This window comes from Cobetia sp. UCD-24C (genome assembly GCF_001306765.1).
In the GTDB taxonomy this organism is placed as follows: domain Bacteria; phylum Pseudomonadota; class Gammaproteobacteria; order Pseudomonadales; family Halomonadaceae; genus Cobetia; species Cobetia amphilecti.
This window is the reverse complement of the sequence record NZ_LJTD01000004.1, coordinates 219,712-242,639: the sequence shown is the minus strand read 5'-3', so window position 1 is coordinate 242,639 and position 22,928 is coordinate 219,712. Positions and strand designations below refer to the sequence as shown.

The 22,928-nt window shown below is 57.2% G+C and carries 19 protein-coding genes; 6 read left to right on the top strand and 13 right to left on the bottom strand.

What is annotated here, in order from left to right:
- The first annotated feature begins 140 nt into the window (after positions 1–140).
- Positions 141–2,336 (top strand): TonB-dependent siderophore receptor, encoded by a 2,196-nt coding sequence (locus AOG28_RS07445; protein ID WP_160317857.1) that lies wholly within the window; start codon positions 141–143, stop codon positions 2,334–2,336.
- A 142-nt stretch (positions 2,337–2,478) separates the two neighbouring features.
- The gene (locus tag AOG28_RS07440; RefSeq protein ID WP_235506980.1) at positions 2,479–3,534 is read left to right on the top strand and encodes an ABC transporter substrate-binding protein; all 1,056 of its coding nucleotides are present in this window, start codon (positions 2,479–2,481) and stop codon (positions 3,532–3,534) included.
- A 201-nt stretch (positions 3,535–3,735) separates the two neighbouring features.
- Here AOG28_RS07440 and AOG28_RS07435 read toward each other — a convergent pair whose 3' ends face one another.
- The gene (locus AOG28_RS07435; protein ID WP_054555908.1) at positions 3,736–4,419 is read right to left on the bottom strand and encodes a type 1 glutamine amidotransferase domain-containing protein; all 684 of its coding nucleotides are present in this window, start codon (positions 4,417–4,419) and stop codon (positions 3,736–3,738) included.
- A gap of 244 nt (positions 4,420–4,663) precedes the next feature.
- Positions 4,664–5,368, bottom strand: coding sequence for an SDR family oxidoreductase (locus AOG28_RS07430; protein ID WP_054555907.1), 705 nt, complete (start codon positions 5,366–5,368; stop codon positions 4,664–4,666).
- Between the two features lie 169 nt (positions 5,369–5,537).
- On the opposite strand from AOG28_RS07430, the gene AOG28_RS07425 reads away from it, so the two are divergent.
- Both AOG28_RS07425 and AOG28_RS18170 read left to right on the top strand, forming a co-directional pair.
- Positions 5,538–6,455, top strand: a complete 918-nt coding sequence (locus tag AOG28_RS07425; protein WP_054555906.1) for a LysR substrate-binding domain-containing protein — start codon at positions 5,538–5,540, stop codon at positions 6,453–6,455.
- Between the two features lie 95 nt (positions 6,456–6,550).
- Positions 6,551–7,630 (top strand): hypothetical protein, encoded by a 1,080-nt coding sequence (locus tag AOG28_RS18170; protein ID WP_152965360.1) that lies wholly within the window; start codon positions 6,551–6,553, stop codon positions 7,628–7,630.
- A gap of 212 nt (positions 7,631–7,842) precedes the next feature.
- Here AOG28_RS18170 and AOG28_RS07420 read toward each other — a convergent pair whose 3' ends face one another.
- Together AOG28_RS07420 and AOG28_RS17705 are read right to left on the bottom strand one after the other, a co-directional pair.
- Positions 7,843–10,035, bottom strand: coding sequence for an OsmC domain/YcaO domain-containing protein (locus AOG28_RS07420; protein ID WP_054555905.1), 2,193 nt, complete (start codon positions 10,033–10,035; stop codon positions 7,843–7,845).
- 174 nt (positions 10,036–10,209) lie between these two features.
- Positions 10,210–11,112, bottom strand: coding sequence for a LysR family transcriptional regulator (locus AOG28_RS17705; RefSeq protein ID WP_082388460.1), 903 nt, complete (start codon positions 11,110–11,112; stop codon positions 10,210–10,212).
- 112 nt (positions 11,113–11,224) lie between these two features.
- On the opposite strand from AOG28_RS17705, the gene AOG28_RS17700 reads away from it, so the two are divergent.
- Together AOG28_RS17700 and AOG28_RS17695 are read left to right on the top strand one after the other, a co-directional pair.
- A complete protein-coding gene (locus tag AOG28_RS17700; RefSeq protein WP_082388459.1) occupies positions 11,225–11,989 on the top strand; it encodes a 5-oxoprolinase subunit PxpA in 765 nt (254 codons plus the stop codon).
- Positions 11,990–12,036: 47 nt separating this feature from the next.
- Entirely contained in the window at positions 12,037–13,530 is a 1,494-nt protein-coding gene (locus AOG28_RS17695) for an amidase (protein WP_082388458.1), read from the top strand.
- Positions 13,531–13,621: 91 nt separating this feature from the next.
- Here the strand turns inward: AOG28_RS17695 and AOG28_RS18515 are convergent, their stop codons facing one another.
- The 9 genes from AOG28_RS18515 to proW form a co-directional block, all read right to left on the bottom strand.
- Entirely contained in the window at positions 13,622–13,759 is a 138-nt protein-coding gene (locus tag AOG28_RS18515) for an SDR family oxidoreductase (RefSeq protein ID WP_200906749.1), read from the bottom strand.
- Positions 13,756–13,992: an SDR family NAD(P)-dependent oxidoreductase gene (locus AOG28_RS18920; RefSeq protein ID WP_442854946.1), complete on the bottom strand. Its 237-nt coding sequence runs from the start codon at positions 13,990–13,992 to the stop codon at positions 13,756–13,758. The genes AOG28_RS18515 and AOG28_RS18920 overlap by 4 nt, the downstream gene beginning before the upstream one ends.
- Positions 13,973–15,085: a hybrid-cluster NAD(P)-dependent oxidoreductase gene (locus tag AOG28_RS07405; RefSeq protein WP_054555902.1), complete on the bottom strand. Its 1,113-nt coding sequence runs from the start codon at positions 15,083–15,085 to the stop codon at positions 13,973–13,975. Before AOG28_RS07405 ends, AOG28_RS18920 begins: the two co-directional genes overlap by 20 nt.
- Positions 15,086–15,175: 90 nt before the next feature.
- Positions 15,176–16,681 (bottom strand): aldehyde dehydrogenase, encoded by a 1,506-nt coding sequence (locus AOG28_RS07400; RefSeq protein ID WP_054555901.1) that lies wholly within the window; start codon positions 16,679–16,681, stop codon positions 15,176–15,178.
- Positions 16,682–16,718: 37 nt separating this feature from the next.
- Entirely contained in the window at positions 16,719–17,990 is a 1,272-nt protein-coding gene (locus tag AOG28_RS07395; protein WP_235506979.1) for an NAD(P)/FAD-dependent oxidoreductase, read from the bottom strand.
- 82 nt (positions 17,991–18,072) lie between these two features.
- Positions 18,073–18,963 (bottom strand): dihydrodipicolinate synthase family protein, encoded by an 891-nt coding sequence (locus tag AOG28_RS07390; protein ID WP_054555899.1) that lies wholly within the window; start codon positions 18,961–18,963, stop codon positions 18,073–18,075.
- Positions 18,964–19,231: 268 nt separating this feature from the next.
- Positions 19,232–20,569, bottom strand: a complete 1,338-nt coding sequence (locus AOG28_RS07385; RefSeq protein ID WP_054555898.1) for an MmgE/PrpD family protein — start codon at positions 20,567–20,569, stop codon at positions 19,232–19,234.
- 286 nt (positions 20,570–20,855) lie between these two features.
- Complete coding sequence (gene proX / locus AOG28_RS07380; protein ID WP_054555897.1) at positions 20,856–21,881, bottom strand: glycine betaine/L-proline ABC transporter substrate-binding protein ProX; 1,026 nt, start codon at positions 21,879–21,881, stop codon at positions 20,856–20,858.
- Between the two features lie 61 nt (positions 21,882–21,942).
- The gene (gene proW, locus AOG28_RS07375; protein WP_054555896.1) at positions 21,943–22,896 is read right to left on the bottom strand and encodes a glycine betaine/L-proline ABC transporter permease ProW; all 954 of its coding nucleotides are present in this window, start codon (positions 22,894–22,896) and stop codon (positions 21,943–21,945) included.
- Between the last annotated feature and the right edge of the window lie 32 nt (positions 22,897–22,928).

The window sequence follows — 22,928 nt, the reverse complement described above, 5'->3', positions numbered from 1 at the left end:
TAGCACCACGCCGGGCTCATGAAGTTCCCCGAAATTTTCATTCTTGGCATCCCGCAAAGCGTGTCTGGCATTTCGCAAAACAAAAGTGCCGCCAGCGGGTAAATAATAATGATTATTATAAACAACTAGGGAACGCAGTCTTGGCTCACTCACTCCGCCGTCCAGGTTTCACTCGCTCGCCACTCGCCCTCTCCATTGCGCTCGCGACCTCGTCACTGCTCAGTGCCACCGCTATCGCGGATGAGACACGCACACTTGAGGCGATGACCATCGTCGGTGAGGCGCAAGGCGGCACCACGGAAGAGACTCAGGCGTATACGGTCGACTCCAGCACCAGCGCCAATGGCTTGACCCTGTCGCCGCGCGAGACACCGCAGTCTATCAGCTTTCTGACCCGCCAGCAGATGGATGATGAGGCGCTGACCAGCACCACCGAGGCGATCAACCGCCTGCCAGGCGTGTCCTCCAATCGCCTGGACGGTACCCGCGCCAGTTTCCAGTCGCGCGGCTATACCATCCGCAATTTCCAGTTCGATGGCCAACAGAGCAACACCAGCAGCTTCTGGCCGTTCGGCGACGCCGAATGGGATACCGCCATCTATGATCGCGTCGAGGTGGTCCGCGGGGCCACCGGCCTGATGACAGGCGTCGGCGATCCGTCCGCCACCGTCAACTTCGTGCGCAAGAAGCCGCTGGACGAAGCCGCGGCCAGCGTGACAGGCGCTGTCGGCAGCTGGGACCGACGACGTGGCGTGGTGGATGTCAGCACGCCGCTGGATGATGCCGGCAAGGTCGGCGTGCGCTTCGTGGCCGCCAAGGACCGCTCCGACAGCTTCATGGATGATGTCGAGAATGACCGCGAGACCCTCTACGGGGTGATCGCCGCCGAATTGACGCCTGACACCGAGCTGAACGTCGGGGTCGAGTATCAGCGCTATGACCAGGATGGCGCCTATCTGGGCGTGCCGCTCTACTACACCGACGGCACGCGCACCGACTTCGACCAGTCGGTCGCCAACAATACCGAATGGGCGCACTTCTTCACCGAGAACACGCGCGGCTTCGCCGACCTGACCCACTACTTCGCCAACGGCTGGAAGGCGACCGCCGCCTACAGTCATGGTGATGCCAACTACGGGCTGACCTACAACTACCGTGGCGGCTATGTGGATCGTGACAATGGCATCCTCTACTACGACAGCAATCGTCAGGTACCGACGACCTCGTATCTGGTCGACTATCGCGGTGATCGCACCCAGAAGAACCTGAATCTGAGCGCCGAGGGTCCCTTCGAGCTGCTCGGTCGTGATCACCAGCTGGGCTTTGGCTACATGCAGCTCAAGGAAGAGTACGAGATCTGGAGCCGCACCCCGGCGAGCGCCGTGCCGGCGCTGGGCAGCTTCACCGATCGCGATGACCCGGCGCTGGCCGAGCCGGAATGGGGCGAATGGGGCCTGACCGACGACACCGAAACCGAGCAGAGCGGTTTCTACGCCGTGACGCGCTTCTCGCTGGCCGACCCCGTGCACCTGATCATCGGCGCCCGCCTGACCGACTGGGAGATCGACCAGGACTACCGTGGCGAGCGCAGCTATGAATACAACAACGAGTTCACGCCCTATGCCGGCCTGATCGTCGACATTACCGACAACCTCACCGCCTATACCAGCTACACGCAGATCTTCAATACCCAGAGCGAACGTGCCCCCGATGGCGCCCTGCTCGACCCGCTCGAGGGCACCAGCTATGAGGCGGGCCTGAAGGCTGCGTTGTTCGAGGACCGCGCTGACGTGTCCTTCGCCGTCTTCCGCAGCGAGCAGGACAATCTGGCCGTCGAGATCCCCGGCGTCTATGTCGCCGGCACCACCGATCAGGCCTACACCGAGTCCGACGGCGCCGTGGTCGAAGGCTTCGAACTGGAAGTGGCCGGTGAGGTCACGCCGGGCATCAATCTCTCCGCCAGCTACGCACTGGTAGACGCCGAGGACGCCGATGGCACCCAGCTCAATACCAGCTATCCGCGCCAGCAGGCCAAGGTCTACGCCACCTGGCAGCTGCCCGGCGACTGGTCGCGTCTGACGCTGGGCGCTGGTGGCACCTGGCAGGGTGATACCTACAAGGATACCGACACGCCCACCGGTACCGAGAAGGTCGGCCAGGGCGATGTCTTCCTCGCCAACGCCATGGCGCGCTATCGCTTCAATGACAACTTCAGCACCCAGCTCAACGTGTCCAACCTCTTCGATGAGGAGTACTACACGCAGCAGGGTTTCTACAGCCAGTACCTGTACGGCGCGCCGCGCAGTGCGCTGCTGAGCATGACCTACGACTTCTGAGCACGGGCCCGCCCTGCCGACAGGACACTCGTCTCCACACGTAACGCTTGCCTAACCACTGACAGCCCCTCCCCGCCAGGGGCTGTCATCTCGTCTCAGGCCAGCGGCGTCTGCCGCCAGCCGATCACACAAGGAGTCTCCCTTGCGACTCACGCGACTTTCCTGCGCCATCGGCCTGACCACCGTCATGGCTGCCTGCCTCACGCCTGCCGTACAGGCACACGAGTCAGCGACTGCACACACGTCATCTGCCAGATCATCTGCCGCCTCCGCCGAGGCAACGGCGCAGTATCCGCTCACGATCGAACATGCCTTCGGTACCACCGTCATCGAGAACAAGCCGCAACGTATCGCCACCGTCGCTTGGGCCAATCATGAAGTGCCGTTGGCGCTGGGCGTGGTACCTGTGGGCTTCCCCCGACAGGACTTCGGGGATGATGATGGTGACGGCATGATGCCGTGGGTCAAGGCGCGCCTCGAAGCACTGGGGGCCGACTCAGCCAACCTGTTCGATCAGGGCAAGACCCTCGATTTCGATGCCGTGGCCGCCAGCCAGCCGGACGTCATCCTCGCCGCCTATTCAGGATTGAGCGAAGACGATTACGAGAAGCTCAGCAAGATCGCGCCGGTCGTGGCGCGCCCCGGCCCGCGCTGGTCTTCCAGCTGGCGCGACATGATTCGCCTCGACAGTGCCGGCATGGGCATGGCCGCCGAAGGGGAAGCACTGATCGAGCGTCTCGAGGCGCAGGTCGCCGAGAACATCGCCACCCACCCGGAGATCAAGGGCAAGTCGGCCATCACCCTGCGCTATATCGACCCCGAAGACCCGACCCGGATCGCCTTCTACAACGACAACGATGCCCGGGGGCGCTTCCTTGCCGAGCTGGGGCTGACTTCCCCGTCCTTCGTGACGGCGAGTGCCAGCGACGGCAAGATTGGCGGGCGAGTGCCACCGCAACAACTGGCGGAGCTGGCCGACGTCGATATCATCCTGACCTATGGCGGCCAGGCGCTGATTGAGCGCCTCAACCAGCACCTCGCGGACAATGACCTGCCCACCTTCAGCAACGACAGGGTCATCCTGCTGGAGAATGACCCGATGGGCACGGCGGCCAACCCGACACCGCTCTCGATGCCGGAAGTGCTCGATGCCTACGTGACCCAGCTTGCGCGGGCAGCGAAAGCCTCGAATGGCTGATGGTGACTGGCGTGTTCTACTGAAACAGGCGACTGACTCATTCTACTGAAACAGGCGACTGGCTCAGGTGACTGGCTCAGGCGACTGACTCAGAACAACTGAACCAGGCGGGCGCAGCTGAGGCCCGCCACCTGAAAGACGAAAACCCCGCGACCGGTGACCCGGTCGCGGGGTTTTTCATGCTGCCTGAACTAGCCCGATCTACTTCTTGAGGCTGTCGATCAGCAGCTCAGCGACACCTTCGGAGGACATCGGATTCTGACCGGTGATGATCAGGCCATCCTGAATCGCGAAGGAGGTGAAATCGGCCTTCTTCTCATAGATGCCGCCTTTCTGCTGCAGGGCATCTTCGACCAGGAACGGCACGACATTGGTGAGGCCGACGCCTTCTTCTTCGCCATTGGTGAAGCCGGTGACACGCACGCCGTCCACGAAGGGAGTGCCGTCAGGCTTGCGGGCGTTCAACAGCACTGCCGGGGCGTGGCAGACGGAGCTGACCGGCTTGCCAGCCGCATGGAACTGCTCGATCAGACGGATGGAATCCGCGTCGTTGGTCAGATCCCACAGCGGGCCGTGGCCACCCGGGTAGAAGATGGCGTCGAAGTCTTCGACCTTCATGTCTGCCAGCACGGCGGTGGTGGCGAGGTCCTGCTGAGCAGCGGCATCCTTGTCGAAGCGACGCGTGGCATCCGTCTGGAAATCCTCGCCTTGGCTTGCCGGGTCCAGCGGCGGCTGACCGCCCTTGGGAGAGGCCAGCGTCACCTCGATGCCGGCGTCCTTCATGACGTAGTAGGGAGCCGCCAGCTCTTCCAGCCAGAAGCCTGTCTTCTTGCCCGTGTCACCCAGCGTATCGTGGGATGTCACTACTACCAGAACCTTGCTCATGATGCTCTCCTCAACGTGCGGGATAGCCCGCAACGGTCACTTCACGAAAGATGTCGGCGACGTGATGGTCACCACGTGATGGGCACCAAGTGGTGCTCGCCCTGTGTTGAATGAAGCTTACTGCTCACGCCACCATCGTCATAATCGATAGTCCGGATAGCCACTATCGCACACACAAATAGTTATCTTGCACCAGCGTGCTCATCGGCCCATTCACTCGCCAACTCGCATGCCGGCAACCGGCTCAATAGGTCGGCATCAGATGCACTTCGCGGATATTGGCACGCGGTGAGGCACTGATGGCGTAGAGCACGGCATCCGCCACATCCTGCGGGTCCAGCTTGTCCGGCTTGGGCTGGTCGAAGAAGGCGGTATTGACCATGCCCGGGGTAATGGTGGTGCAGCGGCCCTGCCACTCGGCCATTTCCATCGCCAGGTTCTGGCCGAAGCCGTAGGCGAACCACTTGCTGGAGCTGTAGATGGAGCCTGCATGGTTGGCGCGGCCGGCCACGGAACTGGTGAGGAGGAAGTGGCCCTTGCTCTCTCTCAGGTGCGGCAGGGTCGCGTGGGCGGTCCACAGCAGCGCATTGATGTTGATGTCGATGACTCGCTTCCACTCCTCGGGATCGCCGTTCTCGGTGCCTGCCTGGCTGACGCCGGTACCGGCATTGGCGAACGCCACATCCAGACGGCCATGCTGGGCGACGGCCTGCTCGACGACCTTGGCAAGCTGATCGTAGTCCGTCGCATCGGCGGCAATCGCCAGCACCTTGTCGCTGCCCAGTTCATCGACCAGCGCATCGAGACGTTCCTTGCGACGGGCGGTCGCGACGACCTTGTGCCCGGCCTTCACCAGTGTGCGCGCGGTGGCCTCACCGATACCGCTTGAGGCGCCGGTGATCAGCACGATCTTTTCCTCTTCGGCTTGCGTCCGCTTCACATCACTCATGGCTCACTCCTGTGGGTCGCTTGGATCACTCGTCGTGTTCTGATCACTACCCTACCGCCTGAACTTGCCATCGTGATAATCGATAGTACAGATAGCTGCTATCATCCAGACAAATAGTGCTCACTCGCCCGAGTGCAACCGCGACACTCCGCCTGCTCTGGTAGTCATCATGAAGCTCAACTACGACCTCAACCTCCTGCGCACCTTCCATGCGCTGTATCTCGAGCAGAACGTCACGCGCGCCGGCGAGCGTCTTCACCTGAGTCAGCCCTCGGTGAGCGCGGCGCTCTCCAGGCTGCGCGAGCTGTTCAATGACCCGCTGTTCATCCGCGACCGCCAGCGCATGCGCCCTACCGAGAAGGCTGATCACCTGTTCCCGACCATCGAGGCGGCGCTGACCGACCTCGACGGCCTGATCAACAGCGAGCGGCACTTCGACCACACCACCGAAAGCCGTCATTTCGAGATCGCCGCCAACGACTACTTCGAGGTGCTGATCCTGCCGCAACTGGCGACGATCCTGCGTGAACAGGCGCCGGGCATCACCCTCCAGGTACGCCGCCTCTCGCAGGACATGAGCGAAGCCGGCGTGATGAGCGGCACGACGGACCTCGCCTTCGGCCGTCAGGTCGATCCGCCCGAGAATCTGGTGGTCAGGGAAGTGATCACGGAAGGCATCGACTGTCTGGTCGGCAACGGGCATCCGCTATTGGAGCGTCTGGATGATGAAGGCCGCATGACAAAGGCGGATTTCGAGCACCACGCCCATGTGCTGGTACAGCCCCATACCCGCCTGAAAAGCGGCATCTTCAAGCAGCTCGAGGGTCAGGGGCTCAAGCGAGAGGTGGCCCTGGCGGTCACCTACTTCATGGCCGTGCCCTCCCTGCTGGAGCGCTCGCCACTGATCGCGAGCCTGCCCACCGGGCTATGCCAGCATTTCTGCCGCCAGTTCGCCGTCACCCGTGTGGCACCGCCGGTCGCCTTCGCCTCCTTCCCCTTCCACTTGAGCTGGCATCGCCGCTATCAGAAGGACCCCGCGCATCGCTGGATCCGCGAGCAGATCATTAAATGCTGTCAGGACTTGTAAGCATTGGTCATAGATATTAAATTGCATAAGCATCTATTGATCTGTTAATAGTGCTAATATTGTGCACATGGACATAAAGAGACGGAGCTCTATATATGTATGCATACATTAAGTCGATTGGTAACAAAGAAATCGATAACTACAGTAAAGAAAGGCTTACAATCGATGGTAAAAACATTGCATTTTTCTTACCGACGATACATGACTTTAGTGAGTTTTATTTAATAAACTCTACAGCGAAAAAAGAATGGCTAATTACTTTTTTCAAGAAAACCCTTCTTCAAACCAGTTTTAAAATAACATTTTGTGATGATATTCAAGAAGACCATAGAAATATACTAGCTACTGCCGGCTATTTCTCATTATCAAATACAGCAAGCTTAGACTCTCAAAAAAACAAAATTTCTTTTTTTTTAAGAAACTCGAACGCTTTGACAATTGAGGACATAAGGCCCACGTCTTCTGGAAGATATATAGTAAATGACAGAAAAGGCTTGGCTTATTGCTCTAACGACGCATCACAATTTGAGCGAATAGTACTATGTCAAGCATTAGCCACAGCGTACCATCGCATCTTAACAAACTGTATTACAAAGCTGACCGAGAAACTTAAAGCACATGATTATGTCACTGTAAATAAATTATACGAAATTATACTTTTCTTCAATGCTACTGACTTTTACACATACCCAGTATTGGTTAACAGACATGAACTTTTTGAAGCCTGGAATCAAATAAGAGAACATTGGCATATATATGAGCTAAATCAAGAGCTAACGTCTCAACTCAAGGATGTAGCTCTTATACTGCATAGCAGGGCCGAAAAAGAAAAGAATAACGCTAGACATTTAGAGCTTAAAAACAGGCAGGAAAACGAAATAAAAATTCAGCAACGATGGCGTGCCGAAGACCTGAGGATAAAAGAAAGCGAAAATATTGAAAGGGAAAGGGTAGCGATTGAAAAAAGTAACAAAGAAAGACTAGAAAAAGAGAAGAATGAAAGAGAAAAAATGAACAACTTACTAATTAAAGAAAGAGAGTCCAGTAGAAACCAACTGCTAACCTTAGTAGGCATCGGGTTGACGTTTATATCTCTCTTAAACTTAGTAGAGTTAAAACCCAACGATTTCAAGGAGGCTTATATTGCATGGCATGGTGTACTTTGGCCATTTTAATAAACTTATTGATACGCAGGGCATATTCTAACATGCGGTAAAATTTCTTATAATTAAAAACAGAAGCCCTAATTGTTTAAATGCACACACCAGCAAGCTCGATTACGGCTTCTTAGAACAAGAACTATTGTAGTGTCAGCACAAGCACGACGGCCCCTCACCATCCAGTGAGGGGCCGTTCTTGTCATGCCACGGGATTCAGCAGGCGAGCATCAGCCCTGCTTGGCCGCCAGGGCAGCACGATGGGCGTGCAGTTTCTGGTAGCTTTCGATCAGACGCAGGTGGCGATCGAGCCCTTCCAGCTGCATGTTGGTCGGCTCCAGACCATGGAAGCGAACCTCGCCCTGCACGGAGCCCACCACGGCAGCCATGGTGTCTTCGCCGAACATGCGGCGGAAGTTGTAGAGGTAGTCCTCAAGCTCCAGCTCGTCATCCAGCGTGATCTCCAGCACCGCCTTCATGGCCTGATAATAGAGGCCACGCACGACGGTGTTGTCGTTGTACTGCAGGAACATCTCGACACGATCCAGCGCGTCCTCGTGCTGACCCAGCGCGAGGTTGATCATCAGTTTCAGCTCGAGAATCGTCAGCTGACCCCAGATGGTGTTCTCGTCGAACTCGATGCCGATCAGCGTCTTGATGTCCATGTGCTCATCAAGCTGGCTCTCTTCGAGACGCTCGCCCAGGTCCGCCAGCTGCTCGTCATCGAGACGATGCAGATTGAGGATGTCCTCGCGGTAATCCAGCGCCATGTTGGTGTTGTCCCACACCAGGTCCTCGATCGGATAGACCTCGGAATAGCCCGGCACCAGGATACGGCACACCGGCGCGCCAAGATCCTCGTGCACCGCCATGTAGGCCTCCTTGCCGATCTCATCGAGGATGCCGAACAGATTGGCGACTTCTTCTTCGTTGCTGCCGGAGAAGTCCCACTCGACGAACTCGATGTCGGTCTTGGAGCTGAAGAAGCGCCAAGAGACCAGACCCGAGGAGTCGATGAAGTGCTCGACGAAGTTGTTCGGCTCGGACACGGCCAGCGAGTTGAAGGTCGGCGGCATGAAGTCGTTGAGCCCCTCGAAGCTGCGGCCCTGCATCAGCTCGGTCAGGCTGCGCTCGATGGCGACCTCAAAGCTCGGGTGCGCGCCGAAGGAGGCGAAGACACCGCCGGTCTTCGGGTTCATCAGCGTGACGCAGGCCACCGGGAACTGGCCGCCCAGCGAGGCGTCCTTGACCAGAATCGGGAAGCCCTGGGCTTCCAGTGCCTCGATGCCTTCGACGATTTCCGGGTACTTGGCCAGCACCTCCTGCGGCACGTCCGGCAGGGTCAGTTCCTGCTCGAGAATCTCGCGCTTCACCGCACGCTCGAAGATCTCGGACAGACACTGCACCTGAGCTTCCGGCAGTGTGTTGCCGGCGCTCATGCCGTTGCTGAGATACAGGTTCTCGATCAGGTTGGACGGGAAGTAGATCGTCTCACCGTCCGAACGGCGAGTGAACGGCAGGGACACGATGCCACGATCCGCACGCCCGGAATTGGTGTCGATCAGATTGGAGCCACCCAGCTCGCCGTCCGGATTGAAGATCTCCAGGCAGTAGTCATCCAGCACGCCTTCCGGGATCTCGTCATTCGGGCCCGGCTGGAACCACTTCTCGTTCGGGTAGTGCACGAACTCGCTGTCAGCGATGGCTTCGCCGAAGAACTGGTCGTTGTAGAAGAAGTTGCAGCTCAGGCGCTCGATGAACTCGCCCAGGGCCGAGCACAGCGCGCTCTCCTTGGTCGAGCCCTTGCCGTTGGTGAAGCACATCGGTGAGGCGGCATCACGAATGTGCAGCGACCAGACGTGCGGCACGATGTTGCGCCAGGAGGCGATCTCGATCTTCATGCCGAGATCATTCAGCAGGCCCGTCATGTTGGCGATGGTCTGCTCCAGCGGCAGGTCCTTGCCTTCGATCCAGGTGCTCTGCCCTTCCGGCGGCTCCGCCATCAGCAAGGCCTGGGCGTCCTCATCGAGGTTGTCGACCGTCTCGATCTCGAAGCCCGGGCCGGTCTGGACGACCTTCTTCACCGTGCAACGCTCGATGGAACGCAGGATGCCCTGGCGGTCCTTGTCGGAGAGGTCTTCCGGCAGCTCCACCTGGATCTTGAAGATCTGGTTGTAGCGATTCTCCGGGTCGACGATGTTGTTCTGGGACAGACGGATGTTCTCGGTCGGGATGTCCCGCGCCACGCAGTACACCTTCACGAAGTACGCCGCGCACAGCGCCGACGACGCCAGGAAGTAGTCGAACGGGCTCGGCGCCGACCCATCACCCTTGTAGCGGATGGGCTGATCGGTGATGACCGTGAAGTCGTCGAATTTCGCCTCGAGCCTCAGGTTGTCGAGAAAGTTGACCTTGATTTCCATGAACGATGCACCGCTGTAAAGAGTGTGGGCGCCAGCACGCCAGTCTGACGGCTACGCGATGGCCGCCATTATCCAGATTTTGGGGGCCTGCGTCGCGGGTGAGGCGAAAAGCCTTCTAGAGATAGTATGTGCCTGACTAGTTCTAATGAATCCTGAATCAAAGCATCAGGCTAGCTAGGGGGGAAAGGTGGTGGTCTGACTCTGGAAGGCTTCTGCTGCCGGTGATAGCGCTCGATGCCTTGCCCAAGCAAGCCCTATCTCCATACTAGGGATAGCGACCGACAGATCGATATGCTCTATTCTCCTCCCATCCAATGACCAAGGGCGATAAACCATATCCGACAATATACTCACCCCTGTACCGTTGGCTACGAGACTACGTACTGCCTCCACCGAAGAGGTCTGAAAAAGTACATTAGGAGTCAAACCTGAGCGCTTCCAGTACTCGGCCGCTGCTTGATCCGCTTCATCGACCGTCAGCATGATATAAGGATGATGAGCAACATCTTTTAACCCCACACTATCTCTCGAGAGCAATGGATGATGACTACAAACCCATAACCTCCTTGGGGAAAAGGTCAATGATTGACATTCGATTGAGTCAGCAGCGTCAAGGTTAGATATCAACATAATCGCCAATTCAAAGCGACCAGATAACAGCCCTTGCTCAATATCTAGCCGCGATGCTTCATATAAACGAAGCTGTACCCATGGATAACTACGCTGAAACTTCGCAACTAGTGCAGGGAGAAAATATCCTGCAACAGTATAGCTGACGGCCAGATCAAGGCTACCTTCAACCAGCGGCTGGTGATCCTGAAGATTATCAAAAGCTTCATCTACCGCTTGGAAGATTTGAATAACCTGCTGCTTGAATCGAACGCCTTCTTGCGTAAGTTTCATTCCCTGCGGCGTTCTCTGAAATAGCGCAACCCCCAGCTGCTCCTCTATCTCACGCACTCCGGTAGTGATTGAAGACTGCGAAACGTTGAGATCTATAGCAGCTTGAGTTACACGAGAACTGTTAGCTACCGCAAGGAAATACCGCAGCTTGCGCAGGGAAGGATCTCGAGACATGGACAGTGAACCTCAGCATTCGGATTTTTTGATACAGTAAAGCAAAAATTGATATTTCCAAAGGCAATCTTGAAGGAGCAATACTGTAGTACACGCTTTCAGAGGTAGAAAAATGATTGATAGCATTGATCTGAATACAGATATGGGCGAAAGCTTGGGCGCTTGGACCATAGGTGATGGTGTCGATAGCTCGATACTACCACTGATAAGCACCGCCAATGTTGCAGCCGGTTTTCATGCCGGTGACCCCTCCACCATGGCCCGTACGTTGAGTGAAGCAAGGCAGAACGGCGTAGCTGTAGGAGTACACCCTGGATTCAATGATCTCGTCGGTTTCGGGAGACGCCATATTGATGCAGCACCTGAGGAGCTGGTAAACGACGTTCTCTACCAGCTTGGCGCGCTTCGTGAATTAGCGAAGCGTGAAGGTATAGCACTGCATCATATTAAGCTGCATGGGGCCCTCTATATGCACGGTGTACGCGACAGATGCTTTGCATCGGCATTAAGTACAGGGCTATATGCCTCTGCACCAGAACTTCCGATTTACTGTCTCGCAGGATCTGAGCTGGACTTTGCTGCCAAGAAGCTTGGCTTGCAACGTGTGCACGAATTCTATGCTGATAGAGATTACGATGAACAAGGAAACATTATATTCGTACGCCGGATTGATAGATTGAATCCAAGCCACATCGCTCAAAAAGTACTCTTGGCATGCCGTGAAAACCTCGTGAAAAGTATCCATGGAAAGACTGTCCCTGTCAGCTTCCAATCTATCTGTATTCATAGCGACACACCAGGAGCTCTAGATATAGTCAAGGCAGTACGCACCTCATTAAACGAGGCGGGTATACATATCAAGGCATTCAAAAACTGATCCATAAAATATTTTAAAATTTGTAAACAACAAAAAAGGAAACTCACATGGCGCTTCAAGACTTACACATCGAGGAATTGACAATTGATGATATGCAGCAGAAGTTGCTGTCAGGAAACCTGACAACACATGAACTTACTAACGCCTATTTAATGCGAATAGAAACTATCGACAAGTCTGGGCCATCTTTAAACTCCATTATAACAATCAACCCTCGAGCACTTGAGGAAGCTACTAGACTAGATACAGAACTTGCCACCAGTGGTAAACTCAGTGGACCACTACATGGGGTACCCATAGTCATCAAGGATCAAGCAGAAACAAAAAACATGATGACTACTTTTGGGTCGATAGCACAAGATGGCTATATGCCATTGGAAGACGCAACTGTTGTAAAAAAACTGAAAGCAGCTGGTGCTATCATACTTGCCAAGACATCACTCCCTGACTTTGCTACCTCTTGGTTCGGTTTTTGTTCCAAGCTAGGGGAAACCAAAAATCCCTATCGTCTATCTCATGATCCGGGTGGCTCCAGTAGTGGTACAGCGGCAGCAGTATCTGCAAACCTAGCATTGGTAGGGATCGGCGAAGATACTGGTGGCTCTATTCGTCTACCAGCCAGCTTTTGCAATTTAGTCGGTGTTCGAGTCACACCCGGTCTTGTTAGTCGGCATGGAATGTCCCCTCTTGTCGTATTTCAAGATACGGCAGGGCCAATGACTCGAACCGTAAAAGATGCCGCTCGCCTACTGGATTGCATGGTAGGCTACGACCCATACGATGAATACACTACAGCTGTATTGATAGCCAACCACAAACAGAGCTACGTGAGATCTACGGAAGATGCCTCCTTGAAAGGAGCTCGGCTTGGTGTTATGCGTAATGCATTTGGCAGTGATGATAATACTGAGAACTCAGCCGTCAATCAGGTTGTTCGAGATGCCCTGAAGGTTGCCGAGAAGGAAGGTGCTGAGCTTGTCGAAATCGATATACCAGATTTAACAGATCATATCCTTGCCACTTCTCTTTACCTTTCACACTCGCGACATGATATCAATGCCTTCCTTGCCTCCAGAGAAGACATGCCAATCAAAAGCCTTGAAACAATAAAGCGAGAAAAGCTTTACGAGCCTAGCCTCGATCTATTGGAAGTTATTTTCGAAGGTCCTGAACACCCTGAAGAGGATCCAGAATACTTCCAGAAGCTAGCGGCTAGAGATAAATTCCAGCGTTTGCTCGTCAATATCGTTGCCCAGAATAAACTTGATGGACTTGTCTTTCCTTGCACGCAGGTTCTCCCTCCAAGCAAGCAGGCGATCCGTAACGGCGAGCATGAAGTATTAAGCTTTCCTACCAATACACTGATCGCTTCACAAACATGGATGCCTTCGATATGTCTCCCTGCTGGATTTAGCACTGATGGTTTACCAGTAGGTATGGAGCTTGTCGTTCTACCTTACCAAGAACCGGAGTTGTTCCGGCTTGGGTATGCTTTTGAGCAAGCAACGAAATTCCGACGGTCACCAGTATTCACTGAATAGATACTACATATAGTTGCAAAAAACGGCACTGTCATCGACAGTGCCGTTTTCACATCTACTGCAATCTCGCAGGGCACGTACCGCTGAATCATCAGACCGCGGTATAACCACCATCAACCAGCAGGTCTGCGCCATTGATCATGGCGGCTTCTTCGGAGGCCAGGAACATGATGGAGGCAGATATTTCGCTCGGCTGTGCGAAGCGACGCGTCGGGATCAGCCCCTTCATACGCTCGCCTTTCTCACCAGCCCAGCCGTAACGGCCCAGTTCAGTGCCAGAGTACGGGTTAGACCCAGAATGGCAGCCTTGCTGGAGCAATAGCCCAGGTGGCCATCGAGGCCTACGCTGAATGCCAGGGTGGCCAAGGCGATGATGCGCCCCTTGGCTTGCGCCAGTGCCTGGTACAAGTCCCCTCTGTCATAGAGAAGCACCAGAGCGCGGTCAGTACTCAATCTGCACATCGCCAACGACTGCCGTACAGCAACTCAATACATAGCCCTCTTCGATCTCTTCTTCGCTGATACCGCCATTGTGTTGCATGTCCACTTCGCCGCTGAGAACGCGTACACGGCAGGTACCACAGATTCCCATGCCACAGGCCTTGGCAATATTCAGATCAGTACTTGCCGCCGCTTCATGCAGCGTGGTGCCTTCCATGACCTGTACGGATTTGCCCGAATCCAGAAAGGTCACCCAGTGCCCCTCACCTGTCACGGACTCTTCTTCACGCTCCAACGCCTGGGCGGCATGATCCTCGGCGGTCGCGATATCCGCCGTTGGCGTCGCACCGAAGGATTCCTCGTGATAATGGGCAAAGTCGAATCCGGCGGAGGTGAGAATCTGACGCACCGCCGTCATGTATGGGGCCGGGCCACAGCAGAAGACTTCACGCTCCATGAAGTCAGGCGCCATCAACTGGAGCATCTCTCGCGTCAGGAAGCCTCGGTAGCCACCCCATATCTGGCCGGTTTCACTGCGCTCGCTGATGAGATGCAGCTTGAAGTTCTCGATGCGCGTGGACATGTAATCCAGTTCGGCACGATAGATGATATCGCTGGGCGTCTGGGCACTATGGGCAAACACCATGTCGACTTCGGAATTGATGTTGAACAACCAGCGGGCCATGGACATCACTGGCGTGATCCCCACACCGCCGGACAGGAACAGGACCTTGTCTGCCGGATGATCGATGCAGTTGAACTGCCCTACCGGGCCATGGACCGCGACCAGGGCCCCTTCCTTGAGGTTGTCATGCAGCCAGTTCGAGACGCGCCCACCCGCCACACGTTTTACCGTGATGGAAAAGCTGTAGGGAATCGATGGCGCACTGGAGATGGTATAGGACCGCATGACCTGTTCATCGTCTATCTCCAGCTCCAGCGTGACGAATTGCCCGGGCTTGAAGAAGAACAGCACCGGGTGCTGCATGCTGAAACAGTAGGTTCGAACATCCCGTGTCTCCTGTATGACCTTCAAACAGCGCACCAGATGGCGGCCATTGGCCCAGGTCTGGGTGTTGACGGGGTTGAGAAACTCAGTAGCGGGAACAGTCATGGCGGGCTTCCTGCGCGAGAACGCCATCCCCTTTCAGAGAAAAAGGATGGCGCTCGAGAGTGATGAGGGATCAGGCGGACAGCGATTGAATCACCCCAGCTGAATCCAGGTAGTCTTCAGCTCACAGTACTGATCGTGTGCGTAGATCGACTTGTCACGCCCCCCGAATCCCGACTGCTTGTAGCCACCGAATGGTGTCGTGATGTCGCCTTCCGAGAAGCAGTTGACCGAGATGGTGCCGGCGCGGATCGCGGATGACATGCGATAGACGGTGTTCAGATCATTGCTCCACAGTGATGCCGCCAGGCCATAGCAGGTGTCATTGGCAATGGCGATGGCCTCTTCTTCCGTCTCGAAGGGAATGACTGCCAGAACCGGACCAAAGATCTCTTCACTGGCGATAGCGGCATCTGCAGGAACATCATCGAAGATGGTCGGGGCGACGAAATACCCGCCGCTCTGTTCATGCAGGCGCATGCCGCCTGTCGCCACCTTCACTCCGGCTTCCTTGGCCTGGGAGATGTGCGACATCACCTTGTCCATGTGTGCCTGTTCGATGAGCGCGCCCAGCTGGACATCCGGGTCCAGCGGATCACCGGTCTTCCAGTCTCTCTCGAGCTGCAGCAGCATCTCCTCGAGCAGATCATCCTTGATTGAGTGGTGCACGATGAGGCGCGACCCGGCGGAGCAGTTCTCGCCCATGTTCCAGAAGGCGGCGGCCAACACATTGCTTGCCACTTCCTTGAGGTCGGTGACATCGGGCATGACGACCTGAGGATTCTTGCCACCGCATTCCAGTACGACACGCTTCAGATTGCTGGCAGCGGAGTATTCGAGGAAGCGACGCCCGATCTCGGTGGAGCCCGTGAAGGCGGCAAGATCAATGTCAGGGTGCAGGCCAATGGCCTTGCCGGCGACATGCCCAAGCCCTGGCACCACATTCAGGACACCGGCGGGAATGCCGGCCTGCAAGGCGAGCTCCGCGAGTCGCAGGGTGCTCAATGAGGTCAATTCCGCAGGCTTGAGCACGACGCTATTGCCAGTGATGAGCGCAGGCCCCAGCTTCCACCCCGCCATCATGGCCGGGAAATTCCAGGGCAGCACCGCGCCGACGACGCCGAGGGGCTCGCGGCGAATGGTCGCGACAGTATCACCGGAGGTCGGTGCCACATCATCGTAGAGCTTGTCGACCGCCTCGGCATGCCAGCGAATCGTATTGGCGGTATCCGGGATATCGACGGTGTAGCACTCACTGATCGGCTTGCCGGCCTCCAGGGCTTCCAGCACCGCCAGCTCGAGGCAGTTCGCATCGATCAGATCGGCAAAGCGCTGCATGATGACCTTGCGCTCGGCAGGCGCCAATCCTGACCAGACACCCGCTTCAAAAGCGCGACGTGCCGCCTTGACGGCAAGATCGACATCCTCGCCATTGCACGCGGCAACATGGGTCAGCAGCTCGCCTGTTGCCGGGTTGAGGGTTTCGAACGTCTCGCCGGATTGCGCAGCCACGAAGCGGCCATCGATGAAGGCCAGATGACGATATTCCAGACGCTCGATCTGTTCAGCGATCGCGTCTCGGCTCAGAGTCTCAGACATTGTTGTTGTCCTTGTGTCTTGGGAGAAAATCGAGTGTTCAGAGTTCACTGCCGGCGTGCCATTCCTTCCAGGCAAGGGTCGACCGCACCCCTAGCCCCAGCAATGGCTCGGGAGGATTGGACGCCGGTTTGGGGATCTGGCGCATGATATCGAGCAGCTCGCTTTCGATACCCACAGCATATTCCGCAATCAGCTTCCCGGAGGTCGTGCCACTGGTAAGCCCCAGCCCGTTCTGACAGACCGCGCTGAACACCCCGGGGGCGATTTCGCCGAAGGGTGTGCCGCCATTGCGCGTCAGGCACAGGGCCCCGCCCCAGGTGTATTCCATGTCCACGCCCGGCAGCATCGGGAAACGACGATCAAATGAGCGCTGATGTGCCAGCTTGACGCGAGCCAGGTGCTGCCGGCCGGCGGTGATATCAGGTCGATAGACAAAGGAGTTGCGGATACAGATACGCCCGAAGCCCATACGCCTGACCGTCGTGCCCATGGGGTCAGCGGGAATCACTCCCCAGCTCTCTTCGCCACCGAGGCGCTCGAGTTCATCGGGTCGCAGTTGGCGGCTGAGGCTGCCATAGGTGTAGACCGGCAGGATGCTGCCCTTGAACCCCAGCGCCCCGAACTGCGAGGCATAGGCATTGTTGGCCAGTATCAAGCGCGGCGACTGGAGTCGGCCGTGATCGGTCACCAGTACATGCCGTGCCCCCGTCTCGATACTGCGCACCGCAGTGTCCTCATACAGCTGAACGTTCTCGGGCAATGCGGCAGCCAGACCACGTACCAGGGCGGCAGGCTGCACCAGTACCGCGCCCGGGGCATGCAGACCGGCCTGATAGAAGCTCGTGCCGGTCACGGCCTTCATCTCTGCCGCATCCAGTGTCCGATAGGGCTCATTCAGCCCTGACAGCCCCTTGGCGAAGGCTTCGAGCGCCTTGATGCCGTGCTTTTCCACCGCGCCATGCAACTTGCCCTGTTCACGCCAATCGCAGTCGATGGAATGGCGCTGAACGATGTCCCGGAGATAGTCGATCGCCCCCCGATTGAGCCGGATCTGCTGGAGATCCTTGGTTCTATCCCCGGTGTAATCGTGGGAATTCAAATCATGGGGCAGATCGATCATGAAACCGGAATTGCGCCCGGCGGCCCCAAAGCCGACACGACGCGCCTCCACCAGAGCGATGCTGGCATCAGGCTGGAGCTCCGCCAGCCGCCTGGCGGCCGCAAGTCCCGCAAGCCCCGCCCCCAGGATGACCCAGTCAGCCTTGATGTCACCTCGCAAGGGCGTGGCAGGCGGAGGGGAAGGCAGCATGTCATACCATCCACATCTCCCATCATCCTGGGGCAGAATATTGCATTTCAGCTGCATGGAAGTGGCTCCCCCTCCGTGGGCATCAGCCGCGATAAGCGACCAACGCCTCGTAATGGCGCATGAACGTGGCTTTCTCGTTGTCAGTGAGTTCGCCCAGGGGCGCGCGCGCAGTGCCTACCGGCAGTCCTGCCAGTTCACAGCCGTATTTGATGTACTGACAGAACTTCCCGCCCTGCTCCAGCAGGTTGAGCATCGGCAGAATCCGTGCTGCCAGCTGACGTCCCGCCACGAAGTCCTGGTCGATGACACAGGCCTTGTAGAGCGCGACATGTTCTGCCGCCAGGAAGTTGGAAGCACCGCCCACCCAGCTGCGCGCACCCCAGACGAAGAACTCCAGCGTCTGGTCATCCATGCCGCAACTGACCTGAATGCGATCATCAAACTCATTGATCAGCGCATGCATGCGCTCGATGGAACCGGTGCTTTCCTTGATGGCCTGGATGTTGGGTCGCTCGCTCAGCGCGTCCAGCAAGGCAAGCGTCATCGGCACACCGGTACGGTCAGGGAAGTTGTAAAGCATGATCGGCATGTCCAGCGCATCATCGACCCGCTGGATATGACGCAGCAGCTCATCTTCCGCCGGCTGACAGTAATAAGGGGCTGCCACCAGAATCGCATCGAAGCCGACGGACTTGGCGTACAGGCCCAGCTCCAGACTCTCTTCCGTCGTGGTCGCATTGATGCCGGCCATGATGGGGATACGGCCCTTGACCTGCTCCGCCACCAGATCGAAGACCTGCTTGCGCTCTTGCCTGGTCAGCGCGTAATACTCGCCTGTCGTACCACCGATGATGAGACCATGCACCTGTTGCTCAATCAGGCTTTCCAGCACGACTTTCAGGGTATCGAATTCGATACGATTATCGTCAGAGAAAGGAGTGACTACCGGAGTCCAGATACCGTCAAAGTTCATGCTTTCACCTTGTCATGATCAAGTTGTTATTGGAGGGATGCTTCATTCACCACATCAGCATATCTGTAGCCTAAACAGACACCGTGAAGTGCGAAAGAAACCTTTTCTCCCGACTAATCATGACCGGATGTTATGAGTCGACCGCACGCTTCCCTTTTTAGAGATCGATGTCAGAAAATGAAAAGGCGACATGCGACCTTCCAGTGATGCTGAAAGGACGCATGTCGCCGGGTAAGTTGCCTGTTGTTTTCTGTCGCTCGCCATCACATCAGGCGACCAGCACCTGCTCAAGTAGCGCATGACAGTCGACGGAATGCTCCAGACTGTCCACGAGGGTCAGTATGTTGTCACTGCGTGAATCATGCAGAGCGCCGTGGGAGTAACGTCGGAATTTATCTCGCAATTCCTCGGCGGAAAGCGGCATCTGCGGGTCCCCTCTGGCACAGGTTATGTCACTGCTGATCTCTCGCCCGTCCTTGAGGCGGAAATGGACACGCGACAGAATCTCGTCCGGGAATCTGGCGGACAGATCGGCGGCCTCGACAATCTCTATTCGCTGGCACAGCGCCAGAATCTCTTCATTACGCAGCGCCCGTTCATCGAATTCATCCGGGCCTAGCTGACCACGCTGAAGCAATGCCGCCAGGGGATAGGCCAACGCATATTGCGCCTGGTCAGCATTGGTGGGGGCATGCCCCTGCAGCCGCATGGATTCATGAAATGTCTCGACACGGATATGCAGAATAGTGTCGGCACGCAGCGCGACATGCGCCTTCATCAGGTCGCTGGCAGCGGTCAAGGCCGGTTGAGCCCAACGGCAGACGGGCCAGGGCTTGAAATACTGTGCGTCGATCTCCCAACGCGTCCCAAGATCTGACCAACAGGCTGCCACCCTGTCATCCTCGACGCTTTCGGCCGGCGCTCCCGTGATGCCCGCCTGCGCCAACAGCAACGCGTTCACGCCACTGAAGGCACCAGCGCCGTGTGCATCTCGCAGCATGCTGGGGTGATCGATCAGCCGCATCATGGGACAGCGTGGCCCGAAGTACTCTGCAATTCCCAATGCATGGCGGAAGGTCTGCTCATCCAGCCCAAGCAAGCGCGCCCCCGCACAGACGACCCCGATCCCCGAAAAGGCTCCCGAGGCATGGTATTCAGGTGCCGTCGCCATCAGTGCCACTCCCGCGCGCAGGGCCGTTTCATAACCGACGCACAGGGCACTGAGAAACTCCTCGCCACTGATCGTCCTGCCCTGCTCACGATACGCATCCACCAGCGCCAACAAGGCAGGCACCACAGTGGCGCCTGCATGCCCCTTGGAGGTGAAGTGCCCCTCGTGAGCATCGAGACTATCGACACAGAAACCGCCGGCCCACGCGGCCCCCAGCGGATGTGTCGCCTGACCATTGAACAATGTCCGACTGGCAAGCCGGGACGCCGGATGATGTTCCAGGGCGTAACGTCTGGCTGCCTGGCAGGCAGGCGTTTCACGCGCCGCCGCTGCCACCCCCAGAATATCGATCAGGCTCGCCTTGACGATGTGCTGTGTAGCGGTGGGGAGTGAGCGAAAATGCGTATCTCGCTGAAAGGCATAAAGTGAGGACAAGGCATAACCCTCCACGTGTCATAGAAGATCAGGGCGCCGCGCGCGCAGGACCCTCATGCAAACCTCAGACGCCCCGGCAACGATCACCGAGGCGTCCGAGAGAGCATGAGGGAAACTCGAGGGAGACTTGATGGGCGACGTGAGGCGCAACTTGCCAGTATGCCGTGGTCTACCCCTAGGGCTTGCGGCAGCGCGGTGCCTCTGAATAAAATCCCGCTGAAGCCCTGAAAAAATTGTCCGCTGGCGCCCTGAGAAAGGCGCCGGCAAGACCGGCGCCCGCAAGGCGTTACTCGGCGACCGCGCGAGCCTGGGCGAGCCACGCATCGAATTCCTCACGATGTTCTTGCACCCATTGCTGGGCATGACGGCGAATATCTTCCTTACTGCTCTCACCATTCTGCATCTTGAGGTTTTGCGCGGCTTCATCATTCGGGCTCATCGAGAGATGAGAAAGGAACTCTCGAGCGGCCGGATTTTCCTCGGCAAACTCCTTGTTCATGACCGCTTTGATGGTATCCACCGCAAAGCCGAGATTCTTGCCTTCATACTGGGTGTTCACATCATTGTTGCCATCGGGCAGGTCCGTGTGCGGCACTTCGAGCCAGACCACATCCTCTCCCGGCACCAGTTCAGCCGTGATCCATTGCGGCACCCAGGTGAAATAGAAGATCGGCTCACCCTGCTGGTAACGCGTGATGGTGTCAGCCATGAGCGCAAAGTAGGAACCGCGGTTCTGTGTCACCGTATCCTCCAGACCATATGCCTCGAGCTGGTGATCGATGATCACCTCACATCCCCACCCGGGGTTGCAGCCCGTCATGTCGGCCTTGCCATCCTCGTTGGTATCGAACAACGCAGCGATGCTGGGGTCCTTGAGGTCCTCAAGCGATGTGATGTCGTACTTGTCAGCCGTCTTCTTGTCGATCAGATACCCCTGGATGACGCCTTCCATCACGCTGCCCGCCTTGACCATGGTGTCATCGCCACCGGCGCGGTCATAGAAACTGGCATGCAGGTTATCCCACAGGTGCACGGTGAAATCGGCATCCCCGTAGGACAATGCCATCATCATGGTCGGGTAGTCCGTCTCCTTGGGCTGCTCGACCTCATAGCCCAGCTCCTCGAGCCCCAGGACCGCGACCTGCCCCCGGAAATGCTCTTCGGAAATCGTCGGAAATATCGGCGTGACCGTCACGCCCTCTCCGGGCTTGTCACCAGCCGCATGGGCCATAGACGCGGTGAACAGCGCCAGGGAAGACGCGGCAAGAGTGCGGGACAGCAGCTGCCGGCGAGAATGAGCGAAAGGCTTCATGAGAGTATTCCTGTTGTTGTTGGTGATCTGACGACTTCATGGTTCAAGCAAATGATGAAACTCAGGGATGGGTGCGTGCTTGCCATTTCCCCATGCCAATCACCCCCAGGCAGATGCCCAGCGGCCCCTTCTGGAACCAGCGACGGTGATCTCCCGCGACGGCACTGCGCTCTCCCATCGCCTGCGTCAGGCGGTCAAGGAAGATGGCCAGCAATACCAGTCCCATGCCCCCGACGGTGGCGAGCCCCATATCAAGACGCCCGATACCGCGAAGCACCATCTGCCCCAGCCCTCCCACTGAAATCATGGAGGCGATCACGACCATCGACAGGGAAAGCATCAATGTCTGGTTGAGGCCGGCCATGATGGTGGGCGTCGCCAAGGGCAACTGCACTCTGCGCAGCATCTGGCCGGGCGTGCAGCCAAAGGCACGCGCCGCCTCGATCTTGTCGCCAGGAACCTGACGAATCCCGAGATTGGTCAAACGCACCAGCGGCGGTAAGGCGAAGATGATGGTGACCAGCACGCCGGGCACGTTACCGATCCCGAACAACATCACGACTGGCACCAGATAGACGAAGGCCGGCAACGTCTGCATCGCATCCAGTATCGGTCTGGCAATCTTCTCCAGGCGGTCATGGCGCGCGCAGAGAATGCCCAGCGGCAGGCCGAACACGGCGCAGAAGAACACGGCCGTGAGTACCAGAGACAGGGTGGTCATGGACTCGGACCAGACACCGATCAGCCCCAGCAGGATCAAGGTGAACGCACAGAAAAGCCCCATGCGTCGCCCTGCGACCTGCCACCCGAGCAAGGCGCCGAGCAATATACCGATCGTCGGTGGCACCGCCTGAAGCAGCCCCTCGATACCGTTGAGCACCTGATCGATAGGCCAGCGTACGGCACGAAAGACGCCGCGGAAATTGCTGACGAGATAGTTCAGGCAATCTTCTACCCACTCGCCCAGCGGAATATGCAGTACCTGGAAAGGATCCAGAATCGTCCACTCAGACATGAGTCTGCCCTCCTTGTCGCATTGTGATGAGG

Bases quoted from the DNA above. Each gene is read 5' to 3' on its own strand.
- AOG28_RS18170 (WP_152965360.1), top strand. From the start codon at position 6,551: ATGTATGCATACATTAAGTCGATTGGTAACAAAGAAATCGATAACTAC.
- AOG28_RS07390 (WP_054555899.1), bottom strand. From the start codon at position 18,963: ATGAACTTTGACGGTATCTGGACTCCGGTAGTCACTCCTTTCTCTGAC.
- AOG28_RS07405 (WP_054555902.1), bottom strand. From the start codon at position 15,085: ATGACTGTTCCCGCTACTGAGTTTCTCAACCCCGTCAACACCCAGACC.
- AOG28_RS17700 (WP_082388459.1), top strand. From the start codon at position 11,225: ATGATTGATAGCATTGATCTGAATACAGATATGGGCGAAAGCTTGGGC.
- AOG28_RS07420 (WP_054555905.1), bottom strand. From the start codon at position 10,035: ATGGAAATCAAGGTCAACTTTCTCGACAACCTGAGGCTCGAGGCGAAA.
- AOG28_RS18515 (WP_200906749.1), bottom strand. From the start codon at position 13,759: ATGAAGGGGCTGATCCCGACGCGTCGCTTCGCACAGCCGAGCGAAATA.
- AOG28_RS07425 (WP_054555906.1), top strand. From the start codon at position 5,538: ATGAAGCTCAACTACGACCTCAACCTCCTGCGCACCTTCCATGCGCTG.
- AOG28_RS07435 (WP_054555908.1), bottom strand. From the start codon at position 4,419: ATGAGCAAGGTTCTGGTAGTAGTGACATCCCACGATACGCTGGGTGAC.
- proX (WP_054555897.1), bottom strand. From the start codon at position 21,881: ATGAAGCCTTTCGCTCATTCTCGCCGGCAGCTGCTGTCCCGCACTCTT.
- AOG28_RS17705 (WP_082388460.1), bottom strand. From the start codon at position 11,112: ATGTCTCGAGATCCTTCCCTGCGCAAGCTGCGGTATTTCCTTGCGGTA.
- AOG28_RS07400 (WP_054555901.1), bottom strand. From the start codon at position 16,681: ATGTCTGAGACTCTGAGCCGAGACGCGATCGCTGAACAGATCGAGCGT.
- AOG28_RS07430 (WP_054555907.1), bottom strand. From the start codon at position 5,368: ATGAGTGATGTGAAGCGGACGCAAGCCGAAGAGGAAAAGATCGTGCTG.
- AOG28_RS07395 (WP_235506979.1), bottom strand. From the start codon at position 17,990: ATGCTGCCTTCCCCTCCGCCTGCCACGCCCTTGCGAGGTGACATCAAG.
- AOG28_RS17695 (WP_082388458.1), top strand. From the start codon at position 12,037: ATGGCGCTTCAAGACTTACACATCGAGGAATTGACAATTGATGATATG.
- proW (WP_054555896.1), bottom strand. From the start codon at position 22,896: ATGTCTGAGTGGACGATTCTGGATCCTTTCCAGGTACTGCATATTCCG.
- AOG28_RS18920 (WP_442854946.1), bottom strand. From the start codon at position 13,992: ATGTGCAGATTGAGTACTGACCGCGCTCTGGTGCTTCTCTATGACAGA.